General features: G+C 69.8%; 13 protein-coding genes. 10 read left to right on the top strand and 3 right to left on the bottom strand.

Going from position 1 to position 15,778, the window contains the following annotated elements; all coding sequences use genetic code 11:
* The first annotated feature begins 62 nt into the window (after positions 1 to 62).
* Complete coding sequence (locus WMF19_RS49150) at positions 63 to 911, top strand: hypothetical protein (RefSeq protein ID WP_437896667.1); 849 nt, start codon at positions 63 to 65, stop codon at positions 909 to 911.
* A 51-nt stretch (positions 912 to 962) separates the two neighbouring features.
* On the opposite strand, the gene WMF19_RS49145 is transcribed toward WMF19_RS49150, so the two are convergent.
* From WMF19_RS49145 to WMF19_RS49135, 3 genes are all read right to left on the bottom strand, one after another.
* Complete coding sequence (locus WMF19_RS49145) at positions 963 to 1,508, bottom strand: HdeD family acid-resistance protein (RefSeq protein ID WP_272096392.1); 546 nt, start codon at positions 1,506 to 1,508, stop codon at positions 963 to 965.
* A 251-nt stretch (positions 1,509 to 1,759) separates the two neighbouring features.
* On the bottom strand, positions 1,760 to 3,106 hold the full coding sequence (locus WMF19_RS49140; RefSeq protein WP_437326315.1) for a DUF1552 domain-containing protein: 1,347 nt from the start codon (positions 3,104 to 3,106) through the stop codon (positions 1,760 to 1,762).
* Positions 3,107 to 3,149: 43 nt separating this feature from the next.
* Positions 3,150 to 4,844 (bottom strand): DUF1592 domain-containing protein, encoded by a 1,695-nt coding sequence (locus tag WMF19_RS49135; RefSeq protein WP_437896665.1) that lies wholly within the window; start codon positions 4,842 to 4,844, stop codon positions 3,150 to 3,152.
* Between the two features lie 696 nt (positions 4,845 to 5,540).
* Between WMF19_RS49135 and WMF19_RS49130 the strand changes: the two genes are divergently transcribed.
* The 9 genes from WMF19_RS49130 (at position 5,541) to WMF19_RS49090 (ending at position 15,716) form a co-directional block, all read left to right on the top strand.
* Positions 5,541 to 7,802: a bifunctional salicylyl-CoA 5-hydroxylase/oxidoreductase gene (locus tag WMF19_RS49130; protein WP_437896663.1), complete on the top strand. Its 2,262-nt coding sequence runs from the start codon at positions 5,541 to 5,543 to the stop codon at positions 7,800 to 7,802.
* Between the two features lie 128 nt (positions 7,803 to 7,930).
* Positions 7,931 to 8,782: a helix-turn-helix domain-containing protein gene (locus WMF19_RS49125; protein ID WP_437896661.1), complete on the top strand. Its 852-nt coding sequence runs from the start codon at positions 7,931 to 7,933 to the stop codon at positions 8,780 to 8,782.
* Between the two features lie 83 nt (positions 8,783 to 8,865).
* Positions 8,866 to 10,110: an MFS transporter gene (locus WMF19_RS49120; protein ID WP_437896660.1), complete on the top strand. Its 1,245-nt coding sequence runs from the start codon at positions 8,866 to 8,868 to the stop codon at positions 10,108 to 10,110.
* 123 nt (positions 10,111 to 10,233) lie between these two features.
* Entirely contained in the window at positions 10,234 to 10,953 is a 720-nt protein-coding gene (locus WMF19_RS49115; RefSeq protein ID WP_437742944.1) for a MerR family transcriptional regulator, read from the top strand.
* 342 nt (positions 10,954 to 11,295) lie between these two features.
* A complete protein-coding gene (locus tag WMF19_RS49110) occupies positions 11,296 to 12,309 on the top strand; it encodes a YihY/virulence factor BrkB family protein (RefSeq protein ID WP_437896659.1) in 1,014 nt (337 codons plus the stop codon).
* 63 nt (positions 12,310 to 12,372) lie between these two features.
* Positions 12,373 to 12,711: a hypothetical protein gene (locus WMF19_RS49105; RefSeq protein ID WP_437896658.1), complete on the top strand. Its 339-nt coding sequence runs from the start codon at positions 12,373 to 12,375 to the stop codon at positions 12,709 to 12,711.
* A 95-nt stretch (positions 12,712 to 12,806) separates the two neighbouring features.
* Positions 12,807 to 13,757 carry a diacylglycerol/lipid kinase family protein gene (locus WMF19_RS49100; protein WP_437896657.1) on the top strand — a complete coding sequence of 317 codons (951 nt, stop codon included), beginning with the start codon at positions 12,807 to 12,809 and terminating at the stop codon, positions 13,755 to 13,757.
* Between the two features lie 136 nt (positions 13,758 to 13,893).
* A complete protein-coding gene (locus tag WMF19_RS49095; protein ID WP_437896656.1) occupies positions 13,894 to 15,018 on the top strand; it encodes an AAA family ATPase in 1,125 nt (374 codons plus the stop codon).
* Positions 15,015 to 15,716, top strand: coding sequence for a hypothetical protein (locus WMF19_RS49090; RefSeq protein WP_437896655.1), 702 nt, complete (start codon positions 15,015 to 15,017; stop codon positions 15,714 to 15,716). The genes WMF19_RS49095 and WMF19_RS49090 overlap by 4 nt, the downstream gene beginning before the upstream one ends.
* Positions 15,717 to 15,778: the final 62 nt, after the last annotated feature.

Raw genomic sequence — 15,778 nt, 5'->3', positions numbered from 1 at the left:
CCGACGTCACGCGCCGCCGTTTTTTTCGTCCGCGCCGCGCGCCGTGGCACGCTGCTCCGGCTTTGCCGACGCCTCCGACACGCCGAGCTGCCGCACAGGAACGGTCCCTGGAGCCGCCGCGCCGCCTGCGCGCCCTCGCCGCGGCGCTGCTGTGCGCGACCGGATGTACGGAGCGGCTCGAGTCCATCGATCTGCCGAGCATCGGCCTGCCGGGCCTCGATCCGCCCGCCACGAGCGCCCCCGCGGCGCCGGCGAGCGCCGCGCCGCGGGCCCCGAGCGCGCCGCGCGCCGCCGGGACAGCGAGCGCCGCGCCGCGCGCCGCCGCGCCGGCGACCCGACCCGAGTGCGACGAGCTGCCGACGGAGGAAGAGGAGCGGCGCGCGCAGCTGCCGCCCCTGACGGCGCTCGGGAAGGCCGTGCCCACGGAGCCGTGGTCCCCGCCGCCGTACGAGGTGCTCCCGGGCGTGACGCTCCCGGCGAAGATCGCCGCCAAGGTCGAGCAGATCGACCAGGGCTACGCGCGACGCACGCGCGAGCACCTCGTGATCACGAGCGGCACACGCGACGCGAACCGCCAGGCCAGGGCGATGTTCACGAAGCTCAGGCTCGGCGAGGACCTCCTCCAGCTCTACCGCAACAAGGCGGCGGTCCAGGAGATCAAGAAGGCTTATCAGGCGAACTCCCGCAAGCCGCCGGAGCAGGTGGTGGCCGCCATGGAGGCCGTCATCCAGGACCAGATCGACCGGGGGATCTACGTCTCCGCGCACCTGCGGAGAGGCGCCGTCGACGTGCGCAACAGGACCATGTCGCCCAAGGAAAAGCGCGCGTTCCTCGAGAGCGCCGCGGAGGTCGGGGGTGTCCTGGTGCTCGAGGAGACGACGCCCGCGCACTACCACCTGCAGATCGATTGACGGGCTCGCTCCGCTCCGTGGCGCGCCGTCTACATGGCGCGCCGCCGGGCGTCACGGCATGCGCATCGGCGCGACCACGCTCGCCACGCGGCGCAGGCGCAGCGAGTGCCCGAGGAGCATCGCTCCCTCGACGATCGCGAACGCTCCGATGAACCAGACGAGCGCCAGCACGCCTGCCGCCGGGAGCGCCACCATGAGCACGCCGAAGATCACGAAGACGGCGCCGCTCAGCCCGAGCCAGACCTCGTTGGTGATCACGTGCCGGAGCTTCACCGCGCTGACGATCTTGAAGATGCCCAGCACGATGGCCCACGCAGCGATCACGCCGTAGAGCGTGAGCGCGGTGATCATGGGCCGCCAGAACGTCAGGACCGCGATCCCGACGCCGAAGATGCCCTCGACCACGGAATACACGCCGCCGCGGCCGCTGAGCGCGGACGCGAACGCGGCGCAGCCGTCGAAGAACGCCCACACGCCGAACAGCAGCACGAGCGTGGCGAGCGATGGGAGCGGCCACAGGAAGAACAAGAACCCGAAGAGGATCCCGACCACGCCCCTCAGGGCCAGCAGCCACCAATACCGTCCCAGCGATTCCATGCCTCACCCCTCCTCTGGCATCCACGTCGCTCACATCCGGCGGACGCGCGCGGCCTGAGCGCACGGCGCGTCCGCCGCTCACGCGCGGAGAGCTGTGCCGCTCATGCCCGCGCGGCGTCACATGGCCCGGGCTGGATGCACGTCCCCTGCCCGACCGTGGCGGGCGAGCTGCTCAGCAGCCTCGAGCAGGCGAGCCCATCGAAGGTCGATCGCTGGTAGGTGTCACGCGCAGGCCTGGCGGCGCGCGAGGCTCACAGGCCGGCGATAGGCCCGCTCGCCGGGTCGCCGTACTCCGACAGCTCGACGCCGAAGTAGTTGATGATGGAGCAATGGAGCGCGCCGGTCGGCGGCTTGTTGGCCTTGACGGCGCGGCCTGTCTGGAACCCCCCCACGTGCCCGGCGAGCAGGATGGGCATGTTGGTCCGACCGTGGGAGTCCCCGTCGCCGTTCTCTGACGTGTAGAGCACGAGCGACTCGTCGAGCAGGTTGCCCGTCGCCGTCTGGGCGGCCTTCATCGCGTTGAGCAGGTAGGCGAAGCGGCGCACCTTGAACCGCGACGTCTGGACGACGCGGGCGTTCGCGATGCGCATCGCCTCCGCCTGCGGCAGCCCGTCGAGATCGGTCGCGCGGTCGCGATCGCCGAGCTTGTGCGAGATGAAGTGATCGCTCCAGTCCCCCACGCCGTCGGGCAGATCGTACCCGGCGAAGTCGAGGCCCCAGCTGTTCGAGTACTGCAGGACGAGCACCCGCGTCAGGTCGCAGGTGAGGGCGAGGAGCCCGAGATCGATCATCTGCTTGAACTTGCCGTGCAAGTTCTGCCCCTTCGTGGGCGCGCCGGGGACGGTGCAGCCCGACTGCGTCGTGGACTGGATCTGCTTCTCCAGCTCGAACACCGACTCGAGGTGCTGCTCCACGCGCGCCCGATCCGCCGCGCCGAGGCGCAGGTTCAGGCGCCTCGCGTCCTCTCGCACCCAGTCGAGGACGCTGGCGCGGCGCCGCCGGATGTCGTCCATCTCCTCGCTGGGGTTGCCCAGGTTGCTGAAGAGCGTGTCGAACACCTTCGCCGGATCGCGGAACGCATCCTCCACCTGACCGCCGTCCCTGAACGAGATGAAGCCCTGCGTGACCGCCGTGTCGCCCGTGGGGGACAGGTTGAGGTTGCGGAACGGGGTCTCGGCCGCGATGTGGTTGGCGAGGTACTGGTCGAGCGTGGCCTTGCGCGGGACGGCCGTCCCGCCGCCGTCGGTGTGGGCGCACAGCGCCATGGCGGGGCTGTGGATGTCGGAGCAGATCCCCTGGTGGTCGACGCCGGACACCATCGTGACGTCGCGCCAGATCGCGTCTCCCGCCGGCCACTCGCGCTCGGCGTCAAAGCCGTTCATGTCCACGAGACAGGGCGGCAGCCCCTCCGCCGAGAGCGGCCCCTCCGTCTTCGGGTGCCACGCCCCGGGATCCGTGCCGTTCGGGACGAAGAACGCCACGAAGCGCTTCGGATCCGCCGGCGCGGCGCTGGCGCGCTGGGGCCGCATCACGTCGAGGAACGGCAGGGCGACCGCGACACCCGCCCCGCGGAGCAGAGCTCTTCTCGAGATCTTCACTGGCGACACTCCTCTTCCGTCGGTCGAACCGTGTGCGAGCACATCACTCTGGCGCCCTCCGCAGCCGGAACTCCGGCGAGCGCACGATGGCGGTCAGGAAGGAGCGGAACCTATTGCCGTCCTGGGTGAAGCTCCCCGCGGAGGCGTCGATCGCGCAGCGGTCCTCGGCCGCCGGCTCGCGCCCCTGGGTGTAGATGAACAGCTTCTCCGCGACGCAGGCGGCCAGATCGGGGCTCCGCCGCAGCTCCGCCGCCAGGGCAGCGAGCGAGTCGAACGACTCGTTGGCAGCGCCCTCCAGGCGCGGCTCCAGCCCGAACTCGTCGATACCGATGCTCCCATCGTACTTCCCCAGCTTGTCGTACTGGGCGAAGCCGACGCCGATGGGATCAATGAGCGAATGGCAGCCAGCGCACCCTTCCTGGGTGTTGCGCTTCTGGAGGACCTCGAGATACGTCAGGCCGGAGAGCTCGCTCTCCAGCTGCTCGAGGAGCCCCGCGGGGATCGAGATCTTCTCGCAGAGGAAGGCCGCCCGGAGCCACTGGCCGCGCACGGCGATGAGATCGCCGTCGTTCTTGGCGCTGATGAGGCTCGCGTGCGTGAGAAGCCCCGTGTTCGCCCGGTGGTGGCCGGCCGGGAACTCCACGCGGCTCACGCCGTCCCCCGATACCTCGAGGCCGTAGAACTTGCCGAGCGCCGGGGTGACATACGTGTGGTTCGCGGTGAGCGCGTCGAAGAAGTCGACGTCAGGCGTGAACGCGTGCTCGCCGAGGACGAGCTCGCTCTCGGCGATCATGTCCTCGAGCAGCGCGGGCGTGAACGACGCGTCCGGGTTGACCGGCGCGCGGAGCTGCTCGAAGGTCAGCCACTGCTTGAAGAAGGCGTTGAAGAAGACCTGAGTCCGCTCGTCCTCGACCATCTCCTCCGCGACCGCGCGGAGGCCCGCTTCGCTGTCGAGCTCGCCGGATTCGGCCCGTTCGAGCAGCGCTGCGCTCGGGGACCGGCCCCACAGCGTGAACGACAGCCGCGACGCGAGCTCGAGCGGCGTCAAGGTCGACGTCTGCGAGCCGGCCGAGCCGACCTCGATCCTGAACAGGAAGCTGGGCGAGGTCAGCAGCGCCTCGATGACGAAGCGGAACGCGTCCTCCCTGTCCCGCGCGACCTCGCTCGCCCGCGCCACCAGATCGCTCGCCTCCTCGGCCGAGAGCGGCCTTCGATACGCCAGCTTGCCGAAGCGCTGCACGAAGCGCTCGAGGCAATCGTCGGCCTCCGGCTCGCAGCCGAGCACCGATGTCCGGCGCGCCTCGTCCGCCATGAGCTCCTGCCCGAGCGTCTCCGCGATGGCCAGGTAGGCGCGCAGGTGCTGATCCGACACGTTCTGGAGGGCGGCGATCGTCCGGAAGCCACCCTGGCCTGTGTCTTCCGGGATGCTGTCCACGGTGGGCGGCTCGTCGAGCTGGAACAGATCCTGAAGGGTCAGCTGGACCTCGACCTTGGACAGACGGCGCAGCACGCTGGGGCTCGTCCGGGCCTCGCTGCAGTCGTAGGCGGCCGGCTTCCCGGTGGTCGGGTCGATGGGCCTGTCGTCGTCCGTAGAGCTGCCCGGGCTCCCATCGCCGAGCTGCCCGGTGCAGGCAGCCGCCGTCAGGCCGACGAGCCCCATCGCGAACATGCCCGCCGCGATGGAACGGCGGAGGAACGGTACCGATCGATCGGTGTCGGGCGGCGCTGTCTTGCTCATGGAGTGACCAGCCGTTCGGGTGGAATTCACCTGGCGCATCCCGAGACGTGTCCCGGTGATGAGCCGCATCGTGGCTAAGGAGAATATTTGAAGCAGAGCGGTACGTGCGCCCCGGCGTCACCTCGGGGCTCGGTCTACATTCCCGACGATCGCTCTTCTGATCAACGCTTACCCTACTTACGCTTGCCGACCAACCCCGTTCGTCGGTCGCCCGGAGACGCTCCTGCAGAAGCATTCCGTCGAATTTTCCGTGGGGAATTGAACAGGAGGCGGGGATAAAGAGGACCCAAATCCGACCGAATCTCCCCGTCGCTTCACCTCCCTGTTCAATTTTCCGCCAAGTGCCAATCAATGAGAGGAATTGTCGGATTAGGCGGGCCCATCTGCTCCAGCGCGCCGAATTCGCTCTCTGGCCGTCGGGCTCGACACCGATGCTCGTGGCGCTCTGGGAGCCTCCAGGAAATCCGGTGTGAAGATCGCCTCTGACGACTGCGTCGCCGGCTGCCTGTGCGAGCCGGGGGACGGCGTGGACTGCCGCGCTCGATCGCGCGGCGCTGCGAACCAGCTCTTGCGAGTCCCGGAAATCCCGTTCTTCGAGCCTGTGCGCGCTTGATTTCCACCGGAGCCGCGCTGTACCTCGGGGTTCTCGTGTAGGCTCCGGCGCGGGCGCAGACGCGGGAGCAGAGGAGCAGGGCGGTGAAGATCACATGCGTGGGCGGCGGGCCGTCGGGCCTCTATTTCGCCCTCCTGGCGAAGCAGGCAGACCCCCGGCGAGAGGTCGTCGTGGTGGAGCGGAATCGGCCCGATGACACCTTCGGCTTCGGGGTCGTGTTCTCGGACGCGACGCTCGACGGCCTCGCCGACGCGGATCGCCCGAGCTACGACGCGATCCGGAGCAGCCTGGCCCACTGGGACGAGCTCCACGCGCACTTCGGCGGGCGTGTCCTCGTCTCGAGGGGGCACGGGTTCAGCGGCCTCTCGCGCCGGAAGCTGCTCGCGATCCTGGGGGACCGGGCGCGGGAGCTCGGCGTCGTCCTGCGCTTCGAGGAGGAGGTGACGGACCCGGCAGAGGCCGTCGCCGAGAGCGACCTCGTTGTCGCGGCCGACGGGGTGAACAGCCAGATCCGGGAGCGATTCGCCGAGCGGTTCGGGCCGCGCATCGACGTCCGCCCGAACCGGTTCGTGTGGCTCGGCACGACGTTCCCGTTCGACGCGTTCACCTTCTACTTCGAGGAGAACCGCCACGGCCTCTTCCGGGTCCACGCGTACCGCTACGAGCCGGAGCGCTCGACCTTCATCGTCGAGTGCCGGGAGGAGACCTTCCGACGCGCGGGCCTCGATCGCGCCAGCGAGGACGAGACGATCGCGTACTTCGAGGAGCTCTTCGCCGAGAAGCTCCAGGGACACCGGCTGCTGAAGAACCGGAGCGTCTGGCGGAGCTTCCCCACGGTGCACAACGAGCGGTGGAGCGCAGGCAACGTGGTGCTGCTCGGGGACGCCGCGCACACGGCGCACTTCTCGATCGGCTCGGGGACGAAGCTCGCGCTCGAGGACGCGATCGCGCTCGTCGACAGCCTCCAGCGGCACCGGGGCGTGCCGGAGGCGCTCGCCGCCTACGAAACGGAGCGCAAGCCCAAGGTGCTGGCGCTCCAGCGGGCTGCGCAGGTGAGCCTCCTGTGGTTCGAGAACACCGAGCGCTACATGGCGCTCGACCCGGTGGAGTTCATGTTCAGCCTGCTGACGCGGAGCCTGCGGGTGACGCACGAGGGCCTGAAGGCGCGCGACCCGGCGTTCGTGCGCGAGATCGACGCGCACGTGGCGCGCAAGGCGGAAGCGCAGGCGGGGGCGCGCCTCCTCGACGGAAATGGGGCGCCGCCGCCGCCGATGTTCACGCCGTTCCGCCTGCGATCGCTCGTGCTGGAGAACCGGGTCGTCGTGTCGCCCATGTGCCAGTACTCGGCCGCGGACGGGCGGATCGACGACTGGCACCTCGTCCACCTCGGCAGCCGGGCGCTCGGAGGGGCAGGGCTCGTCATCACGGAGATGACCGATGTCAGCGCCGAAGCGCGCATCACGCCGGGCTGCGCGGGGCTCTATCGCGCCGACCATGTCGAGGGGTGGCGGCGCGTCGTCGATTTCGTCCACGCGCGCTCCCGGGCCAAGATCGGCGTCCAGCTGGCCCACGCCGGGCGCAAGGGCGCGACGAAGCTGCTCTGGGAGGGCATGGATGTGCCGCTCGAGCGCGGCGCCTGGCCGCTGCTCAGCGCCTCCGCCATCCCCTACCTCGCGGAGAGCCAGGTCCCGAAGGCGATGGATCGCGGGGACATGGACCAGGTGACCTCGGACTTCGTGCAGGCGGCGAGGCGGGCGGACGAGGCCGGGTTCGACCTTATCGAGCTGCACTGCGCGCACGGCTACCTGCTCGCGAGCTTCATCTCGCCGCTCACGAACAGGCGCGACGACGCGTACGGCGGTCCCATCGAGAACCGGATGCGCTACCCGCTGGAGGTGTTCGACGCGGTGCGGGCCGCGTGGCCGGCGGACAAGCCCATGAGCGTGCGCATCTCCGCCACCGACTGGGCGCCGGGCGGGCTCACGACCGACGATCTGATCGCGCTCTCGACGATGCTGCGAGAGCACGGCGCCGACATCATCCACGTCTCGGCGGGACAGACGGACCCGTGCAGCAAACCGGAGCACGGCAGGCTGTTCCAGACGCCGCTCTCGGAGCTCGTGCGGCTTTCGGCCGACGTGCCGACGATCGCGGTGGGCAACATCCAGAGCTACGCGGACGTGAACAGCATCATCGCGGCCGGGAGAGCCGACCTGTGCGCGCTCGCGCGGGCGCACCTCTACGACCCGTACTGGACCCGGCACGCCGCCGCGGAGCAGGGCTTCGACATCGACTGGCCACCTCAGTACAGGTCGGTCGAGAGATACACGCTCCGCATGCGGTGACCTGGCCAGGGCGGCGGCAGCGATGCCGCGCCGACCGGTCGGAGCGCAGCACCCCGCGCCGGCGGCCCTCCGGACCCGCCGCAGCGCTTGCGCTCCACGTCTCCGTCTCGCAAAGTCACGAGACCTGGATGACGTCAGAGGACGTCCGCTACCGCGAGCATGCGCCACACCCGCTTTTGCGCGGTGCGGTGCAGAGTTATTCCTCTTACGAGGAGCTACATACGGTGAGCACGGAGGAGCACTTCCTCCTGCCGGACGCCAACATCGACCTCGTCTTCAACTGCGGCGATGCGCACCTCGAGGGGCGCGATGGACGCCTGCGTCCCTTGCCGCCCGTCTTCGTCATCGGCGCGCGGGACGAATCCACCCGGATGGTGTCCCGGGGCCTGTCGCGCGTGCTCGGCGTCCGGTTTCACCCGTGGCACGCCCTCTCCTTGCTCGAGCACGAGGCCGACGTGCGCGGATGCTGCACGATCGTGGGATCGGGTCTGCATGCGCTCTCCCGGCGTGTCGGCCCGCTCCTCGAGAGCGGCGACCACGACGCCGCGCTCCGGCTGGTCGAGGGGTGGCTGCTCGCGCGGCGCCGCATGGCCCGCCGGGCCGAGGCCACGGTGGAGGCGGCGGGCCTCGAGCTGTACGCGAGCAACGGGGGCGCGCGCGTCGGCGCGCTCGCCGAGCGGCTCGGGCTGTCGGTCCGACAGCTCGAGCGGCAGTTCAAGCGCGCCGCTGGGCTGTCCCCCAAGGTGCTCGCGCGGCTCATCCGTTTCTCCCGGGCCACCGAGCGCCTCGAGCTCGACCCGGGCGTGAGCCTCACGGCGCTCGCCTTCGAGCTCGGCTATGCGGATCAGGCGCACTTCATCCGGGAGTTCCGCGCCTTCACGAGCATGAGCCCCGGCGCATACGCTAGCGAGGTGCGGCGCCGCTGGCCGCGCGACGGCGGCGGGCGAGGCGCCCCTCGAGGGGAAGACACGCGCGCTTGACCTGACCTGCGCGCCACCAGCGCGCAGCGCGCCATGTCGCGTTTGTTCAATCGGAGGCGGCGCGGGGTCGTCACGGTGGCCGCATGACGAGCACCGTCCACCGCCATCCCGGCGCGGGTCTGCGCCCCGGGGCGCTCTTCTTCCTTCAAGCCACGGCTTTCCTGAGCGCGGTCGGCACCGGGCTGATCGCCCCGGTGATCCCCTTCCTTGCTGCGCGGTTCGACGGCGATCCTGCCCATGTGGCTTCGACGGTTGGCCTGCTGAGCGCGTCCTATTCGCTCTGCGCCTTCTTCTCCGCGCCGGCGCTCGGGGCGCTGAGCGACGCGATCGGCCGCCGCCCGGTGCTCCTGCTCAGCCTCGTGGGCTCCGCGGCCGGCCATGCGTTGTTCGGCTTCGCCGACGCCCTTCCGCTCCTGTTCCTCGGGCGTGTGATCGACGGCATCACGGCGGGCAACGTGGCCACGCTGTTCGCGTACCTGGGCGACGCGTCGCCGGTCGAGCAGCGCGCGCGGTACTTCGGGCGGGTGGGCGCGATGTTCGGCGCGGGATTGATCGCCGGCCCGGCGCTCGGCGGTCTGGCCCTGAAGCTCGGCCTGAGCGCGCCGTTCTTCCTTGCGGCCATTCTCACCGCCTTGAACGCCGCAGGGAGCTACGTGTTCCTCACGGAGAGCCTCGACCCTGAGCACCGGGCCCGCGCGGTGCCGTGGCGAAGGCTCAACCCCTTCTCTCAGCTCGCCGGTCTGCTCCGCCTGGAGCACCTCCGTCCGCTTCTGGCCGTGGGCGTGCTCTGCACAGCGGCCTTCGTCGCCCTCCAGGCGACGTTCGCGCTCCTGGCCAAGGACCGGCTCGGATGGGGCGCCGACGCGGTGAGCTTCACCGTCATCGCGGTCGGCGTCACGGACGTGTGCGTCCAGGGGATCTTGCTGGAGCGCCTCGCAAAGCGCCTCGGGGATTCACGCGTGCTGGCGCTGGGCCTCGCCCTCGTCGGCCTTGCCCTCGTGACCATGGCGCTCGTCGCCACCCTGCCCGCGGAGCCGGCGTTCATCGCGGCCATCGTGGCCTTCGCGGGCGGCGAGGGCCTGATCACCACGTCCTTCTCTGCTCTCCTGTCGCGCCTCGCCGGGCCTGCCGCGCAGGGGCAGGCGCAGGGTGGCAACCAGGCGCTCCAGGAGCTTGCCTACGTGTTCGTTCCGCTCGTCGCCACCCAGCTTTACGCGCGGGCCGGCGCGGGCGCGCCGTTCTGGGCAGCGGCGGTCGCCGCGGCGCTCGCTGGCATGCTCCTCCGGACGCGCGTCGTCGAGGCCCCCACCGCCGGCGGCGAGGAGTGACCTGTCCGGGGCGCGCGTGAGCAATGGAAAAAGTTGAGGCCAGACCTTGATCCTCACGCTACGTGAGGACCTAGCCTCCGGGGCATGGACGTCCTCACCCGCCCTGGAAACAGGGGTAGCGCCATGCGTTCAGCACCGTTGAAAGTCGGCGATCTCGCCCGGCAGACCGGCCTCTCCGTTCGCACGCTCCACTATTACGAGGAGATCGGCCTGCTCGCCCCGTCGCATCGCACCGCGTCGGGGCACCGGATGTACTCGGCGGGCGACGTCGCCCGGCTCCAGCAGATCAAGTCGTTGCGCGAGCTCGGCTTCAGCCTGGAGCAGATCGCCGCGTGCCTGGACCAGCCGGGGTTCTCTCCGCTCCAAACCGTCGAGCTCCACCTGTCGCGGCTGCGCGAGCAGATCGCGCTGGAGCAGCGGCTCTGCGCGCGGCTCGAGGGCCTGGCCCACGTCCTGCGGTCGGGAGAGGACGTCTCTGTGGAGCAGCTCCTTCAAACCATCGAGGTGATGACCATGATCGAGAAATACTACACCCCAGAGCAGCTCGAGGAGCTCAAGCAGCGCGCGGACGCGATGGGCCCCGAGAAGATGCGTGAGGCCGAGTCGGCGTGGAAGCAGATCTACGACGACATGCGGGCGGAGATGCAGAAGGGCTCCGACCCGAAGAGCGAGCCGGTGCAGCAGATCGTGAAGCGCATGCGGGAGCTCATCGACGCGTTCACGGGGAAGAACCCCGGGATCGAGCGATCGCTCAACACGATGTACCGGCAGGAGCCCTCGGTGAGGACGCAGCACGGGATGGATCCGGAGCTGCACGAGTTCATCGGCAAGGCGATGAGCTAGCTCGCGGCGCAGGCCGCCGGCGGAGCGCCCGGCCGCACGGGGCGGAGCGCCGGCGCCGCCGGCGCCGGAGGCCACGCGCGAGCGCCCGGCCAGGTGGCCTCGGGCGCTCGCGCCGTGGCCGTTCTGCCGTGTGGGGCAATTCGCGCCATGCGCAGCGATGGAGCCGCCGCTGCGCTCGGCCGGGGTCCAGCGCGGGAGGTCGCCGACCCCTCCGGCCAGCTGCGACCGCGACTGGCCTGGCACTCGCGTTGCTTTTATTTCATGGAGAGCGGACGGCGCCCCCGGCGCGGGCCGCCCCAGGCCAATCCAGCAGCGCTCCATGCACCCCAGCGAGGGCCCATCATGCACCTGCCCGGAAGAGAGATCCCCTGGAAGGTTTTCCTGCACGAGATCTCGCAGGAGTTCGTCAAGGACAAGATCGACACCGTCGCTGCTGGACTGGCGTTCTTCGGTGTCCTCTCGATGTTCCCGTTCCTGCTCTTCGCGGTCGCCCTCGCCGGCCTGGTCATCGACCCTGCCGATTCCGCGAAGCTGATGAGCGAATTGTACCAGGTGGCCCCGCCTGCCGTGGCCACCATCCTGGGCGAGCGCCTTCAGGCGCTCACCGGAGGCCAGAGCCCGGCGCTCCTGACCGTCGGCGCCCTCGGCGCGGTCTGGGCCGCCTCGGGAGGCGTCACCGCGCTGATGGACGCGCTTAACTCCGCCTACGGCGTCGAGGACAGCCGCTCGTACCTCAAGCGCCGCGGCATCGCCCTGCTTGTCACCATCGGCGGCGCCGTCCTGCTGACGGTCGCCTCGGCGATCGCGGTCGCCACGCCAGCGCTCGCCGCGCACCTCGGCCCCTTCGCGACGCTCGTCCTCTGGCTGCGCATCCCGGTGTCGGCGCTCATCGTGATGGCGGTCCTGGCGACCCTTTATTACTTGCTCCCCGACGTCGAGCAGAAGTTCAAGTTCATCACCCCGGGGTCGGTCGTGGCGGTCGTCATCTGGGTCATCGCTTCGCTCGGCTTCTCCTTTTACGTCAGCCGCTTCGGCAGCTACGAGGTGAGCTACGGCGCGCTGGGCGGCGTCATCATCCTCCTCCTGTGGATGTGGATCTCGTCGATGGCGGTGCTCCTCGGGGCCGAGATCAATGCCATCATCGAGCACCGCTCGCCTGAGGGGAAGCGCACGGGCGCCAAGGACGCCAGCGATACGGGGGCGGATCTGCCCAAGACCGCGAAGGAAGAGGCGCAGAACGCCGCGGTCACGACGGGCGCCGCGCACGCCCCGCGCGACGAGAGCTCGGGCGGCGACGCGGCGCTCCCCCACCCCGTCGGCTCGCGCCGCTCGGAGCTCCATCGAGGGAGGGCCTAGGCGACGCCCCTTGACCGCCGAGCCCCGCGCAGCGGGCCTGTCTCTGCCACCGGAGCCACCTTCATGCCGACTCGACACCTCCTCTCCTCGTCATCGTTGCTCGTGCTGATCGGCTCGCTCGCCACGGGTTGCCACGGCGCCCCGAGCGGCGCGCCCGCGGCAGCTCCGCCGGCCGACAGCCCGAGGGGCGCGGAGACGGGGAGCGTGCGGGGCCTGGAGGGCGAGCCGACCGGCGCCGGCGGCGCGCCGGGCGCGAGCAGCCCGCAAGGCTGCGGGACCGACAGCCCGATGCTCAAGTACGTCGGGCAGAGCCACGACGAGTGCGCCCGGATCCGCTTCGTGTGCGAGCCCGGCTGGAGCTACTTCAGCGACGACTGCGGCTGCGGCTGCACGAAGCAGTGAGACCGCCGCCGAGCGCGCCGAGGCGTCGGCCCGCGGGGCTCGCGACAAAAACACCTCGCCCTGGGCGGCCTGCGGCATCTAGCATCGGTGCCCGCATGCGCCCCCTCCTCATCGTGAATCCCCGGTCCAGCGGCGGAAAGACGGGCAGGCTCTTCGACGAGATGCTGACGCCCATCCGCCGTATCCTCGGCGACGTCGACATCGTGCGCACGGATCGCCCGCGCCACGCCGCCGATCTCTCGCGCGAAGCCGCGCTCGGCGGGCGCGAGACCGTCGTGGCGGTCGGCGGGGACGGCAGCATCAGCGAGGTGGTGAACGGCCTCATGCAGGCGAGGGACCGGGGCGCCAGCGGCACGCGGCTCGGGATCATCGGCGCGGGCACCGGCAGCGATCTCTGCAAGACGCTGAAGCTCACCCGCCGGCTCGACAGCTTTTGCACCGCGATCGCGAGCGGCCACACGCGTCGGCTCGACGTGGGCCGCCTCTCGTACGAGACGCGCGACGGCCAGCGGGCCGATGCGTTCTTCGTCAACGTCCTCTCCGCGGGCATGAGCGGCGTCGTCGTCTCGCTGGTCAACGAGTCGTCGCGGGTGCTCGGTAACACGCTCGCCTACACGATGGCCTCGCTCCAGGGCCTCGTCCGCAGCCGCGTCGGCCGGGTGCGCTGCGTGACGACGCTGCGCGGGGAGCGTCGCGAAGAGGAGATCTCGACGCGCATGGTGGGCATCTGCAACGGCCGCTTCTTCGGCGCGGGCATGCAGCTCGCGCCGATGGCGAAGCTCGACGACGGCGTGTTCGACGTCATCGACCTGGGCGCCGCGCCCCACCTCCGCTTCGCGGCCGTGTCGACCGGCATGTACACGGGCTCGCACATCCGCCACCGGGACGTGCGCCACTTCCAGTGCGATAGCATCGAGCTGACGCTCCTGAACCGCGACGTCGAGCAGTCGTTCTTCCTCGACGTGGACGGCGAGCCGCTCGGGAAGCTGCCGATCACGGTCACGCTGGAGCCGAAGGCGATCGAGGTGCTGGCGCCGGGCGATTGAGGGGGATCGCGAGGGGAGGCGCTGCGGTCGAGCCGGCAGGGCTAGCCGGAATGGGGCAGGCGCGTAGACTGGCCTCCGTATGAGGATCCTGACCTTCGAGTTTCAGAGCGCTGGGCGTGGCTGGACGCTCGAGCCGATGGCGCTCGATGCGTTCAACCTGCTGGTCGGCGTGTCCGGGGCGGGCAAGACGCGGATCGTACGGGCGATCGAGCAGGTCCGCGCTGTGGCGCTCGGAGAGAAGGAAGAAGATGAGCTGATCGATGCGATCCGCGGAGCCAGCTTCGCGATCGGCTTCGAGCACGAAGGGCTCACGTACCGCTGGGAAGCCGAGCTGGAGCCGCGCGTCGGGCGAGGGGCAGAAGAGCACGGCGCGCTGCACGCTGAGGAGCCGCCCCTCATCCGGACCGAGCGCATCCTCCAGGGGGACCAGGCCATCGTGGAGCGCTCGCCTGAGCGCTTCCTTCTGAATGGCCATGCACTCCCGAAGCTGGACCGGGCGCAGAGTGCGATTGGCGTCCTCAAGGAAGACCCGCAGATGGCTCCGCTTTACAAGGCCTTTTCGCGCTGCATTCCTCGATCAGCGCTCGAAACATTGCCGAGCCACGGACTTACGACGGAGACTCACTTCGAGAAGCGGCGGGGCAACTACCAATCCGCCGCTGATATTGGTGCGGACTTCACACTGCCGCTACACCACAAGGCCGAGCTTCTCCAGGAGGTGTTTCCGGAGGCGTTCGCCGAGATAGAGGAGGCGTTCCGGGAAGCGTTTCCCACCGTCGAGAAGCTGAAGGTCCAGCGCTATTACCCTTTGGGCCCTACGGCGAGCAAGGAGTCAGGGGGTAGCTACAACCTCGCGCTCACGGCAGCCGAGTCGGGCGTCGCCAGCTGGATCTTCTTTTACGACATGTCCTCTGGCATGCAGCGTTACCTCTCCTTCCTTATCCACCTCTCGTTCGCTCCGCCAGGCACGGTGGTGCTCATCGACGAGCTGGAGTCGAGCCTCGGCGTCAACTGCCTGCCCGCAGTAACGCGCTTCCTCCTGAGCCGGGCGCCGTACCTCCAGCTCGTCCTGACCAGCCACCACCCCTACATCATCGAGCAAATCCCGCCAAGACACTGGAAGATCGTCACCCGAAAGGGCAGCCGCGTCCGGGTGCTCGACGCCGACAAGATCCCGGCGATGGCGCAGGATCGCTCGCACCTCGACCGCTTCACGCGACTCATCAACCTCCCGGAGTACGAGCACGGAGTCCAGGGATGAACCTCGTCCTCCTCGTGGAGGGTGCCGAGACCGAGCCGAGGGTCTACGAGGCATGGCTGCGACACCGGCTCCCCGCGCTGCATCGCGTGCCCAACGTGGCCGACCTGATCGCCGACGGCTACGTCCTCGTGAGCGGCAAGGGCTACCCCTCGTGCTATCGCAGGATCGCCGGCCTCCTCCAGGACATCGAAGCCAACCCCGGTCGCGTGCAGGAATTCTGGATCTGCATCGACTCGGACGAGGACACGTACGAAGCCCGCTACGCCGAGGTCCACCGCACCGTGCAGGCCGAGCTCCAGGGCGCCCGCATGGCGAGGACCAATCCGTCTCTAGAGATTCGCATCATCATCCAGCACTGCTGCATCGAGACCTGGTTCCTGGGGCACGACGGCTTCCTCCGCGCCGGCCCGCAGTCACCCCAGCTGGTCGATTTCAAGCGCTTCTACGACGTGAGCGCGGACGATCCCGAGCGGATGGGGACCTATCCCGGCTACGCCACGCGCGCCAGCTTCCACCTGGCGTATCTCAAGGCCATGCTCATCGAGCGCAGCCATCGGTACACGAAGCAGCGCCCGGGCGTGGTGATCGACCCGTCGTACTTCGAGGCGCTGCGGGCGCGGTGCGCGCGCACGGGGCACCTCCAGAGCTTCCGGCAACTGCTATCCGCCTTCGAGGCAGCTGGGGACGTGGCGCTGTAACGCCCACGCGGGCCCCCCGCGAGCCACGGCCGCATCGCCCGCTGCTCACACATGACGCGCTG

Source organism: Sorangium sp. So ce124, from assembly GCF_051525235.1.
GTDB lineage: Bacteria > Myxococcota_A > Polyangia > Polyangiales > Polyangiaceae > Sorangium > Sorangium atrum.
This window is presented reverse-complemented; position numbering and strand designations above follow the sequence as displayed.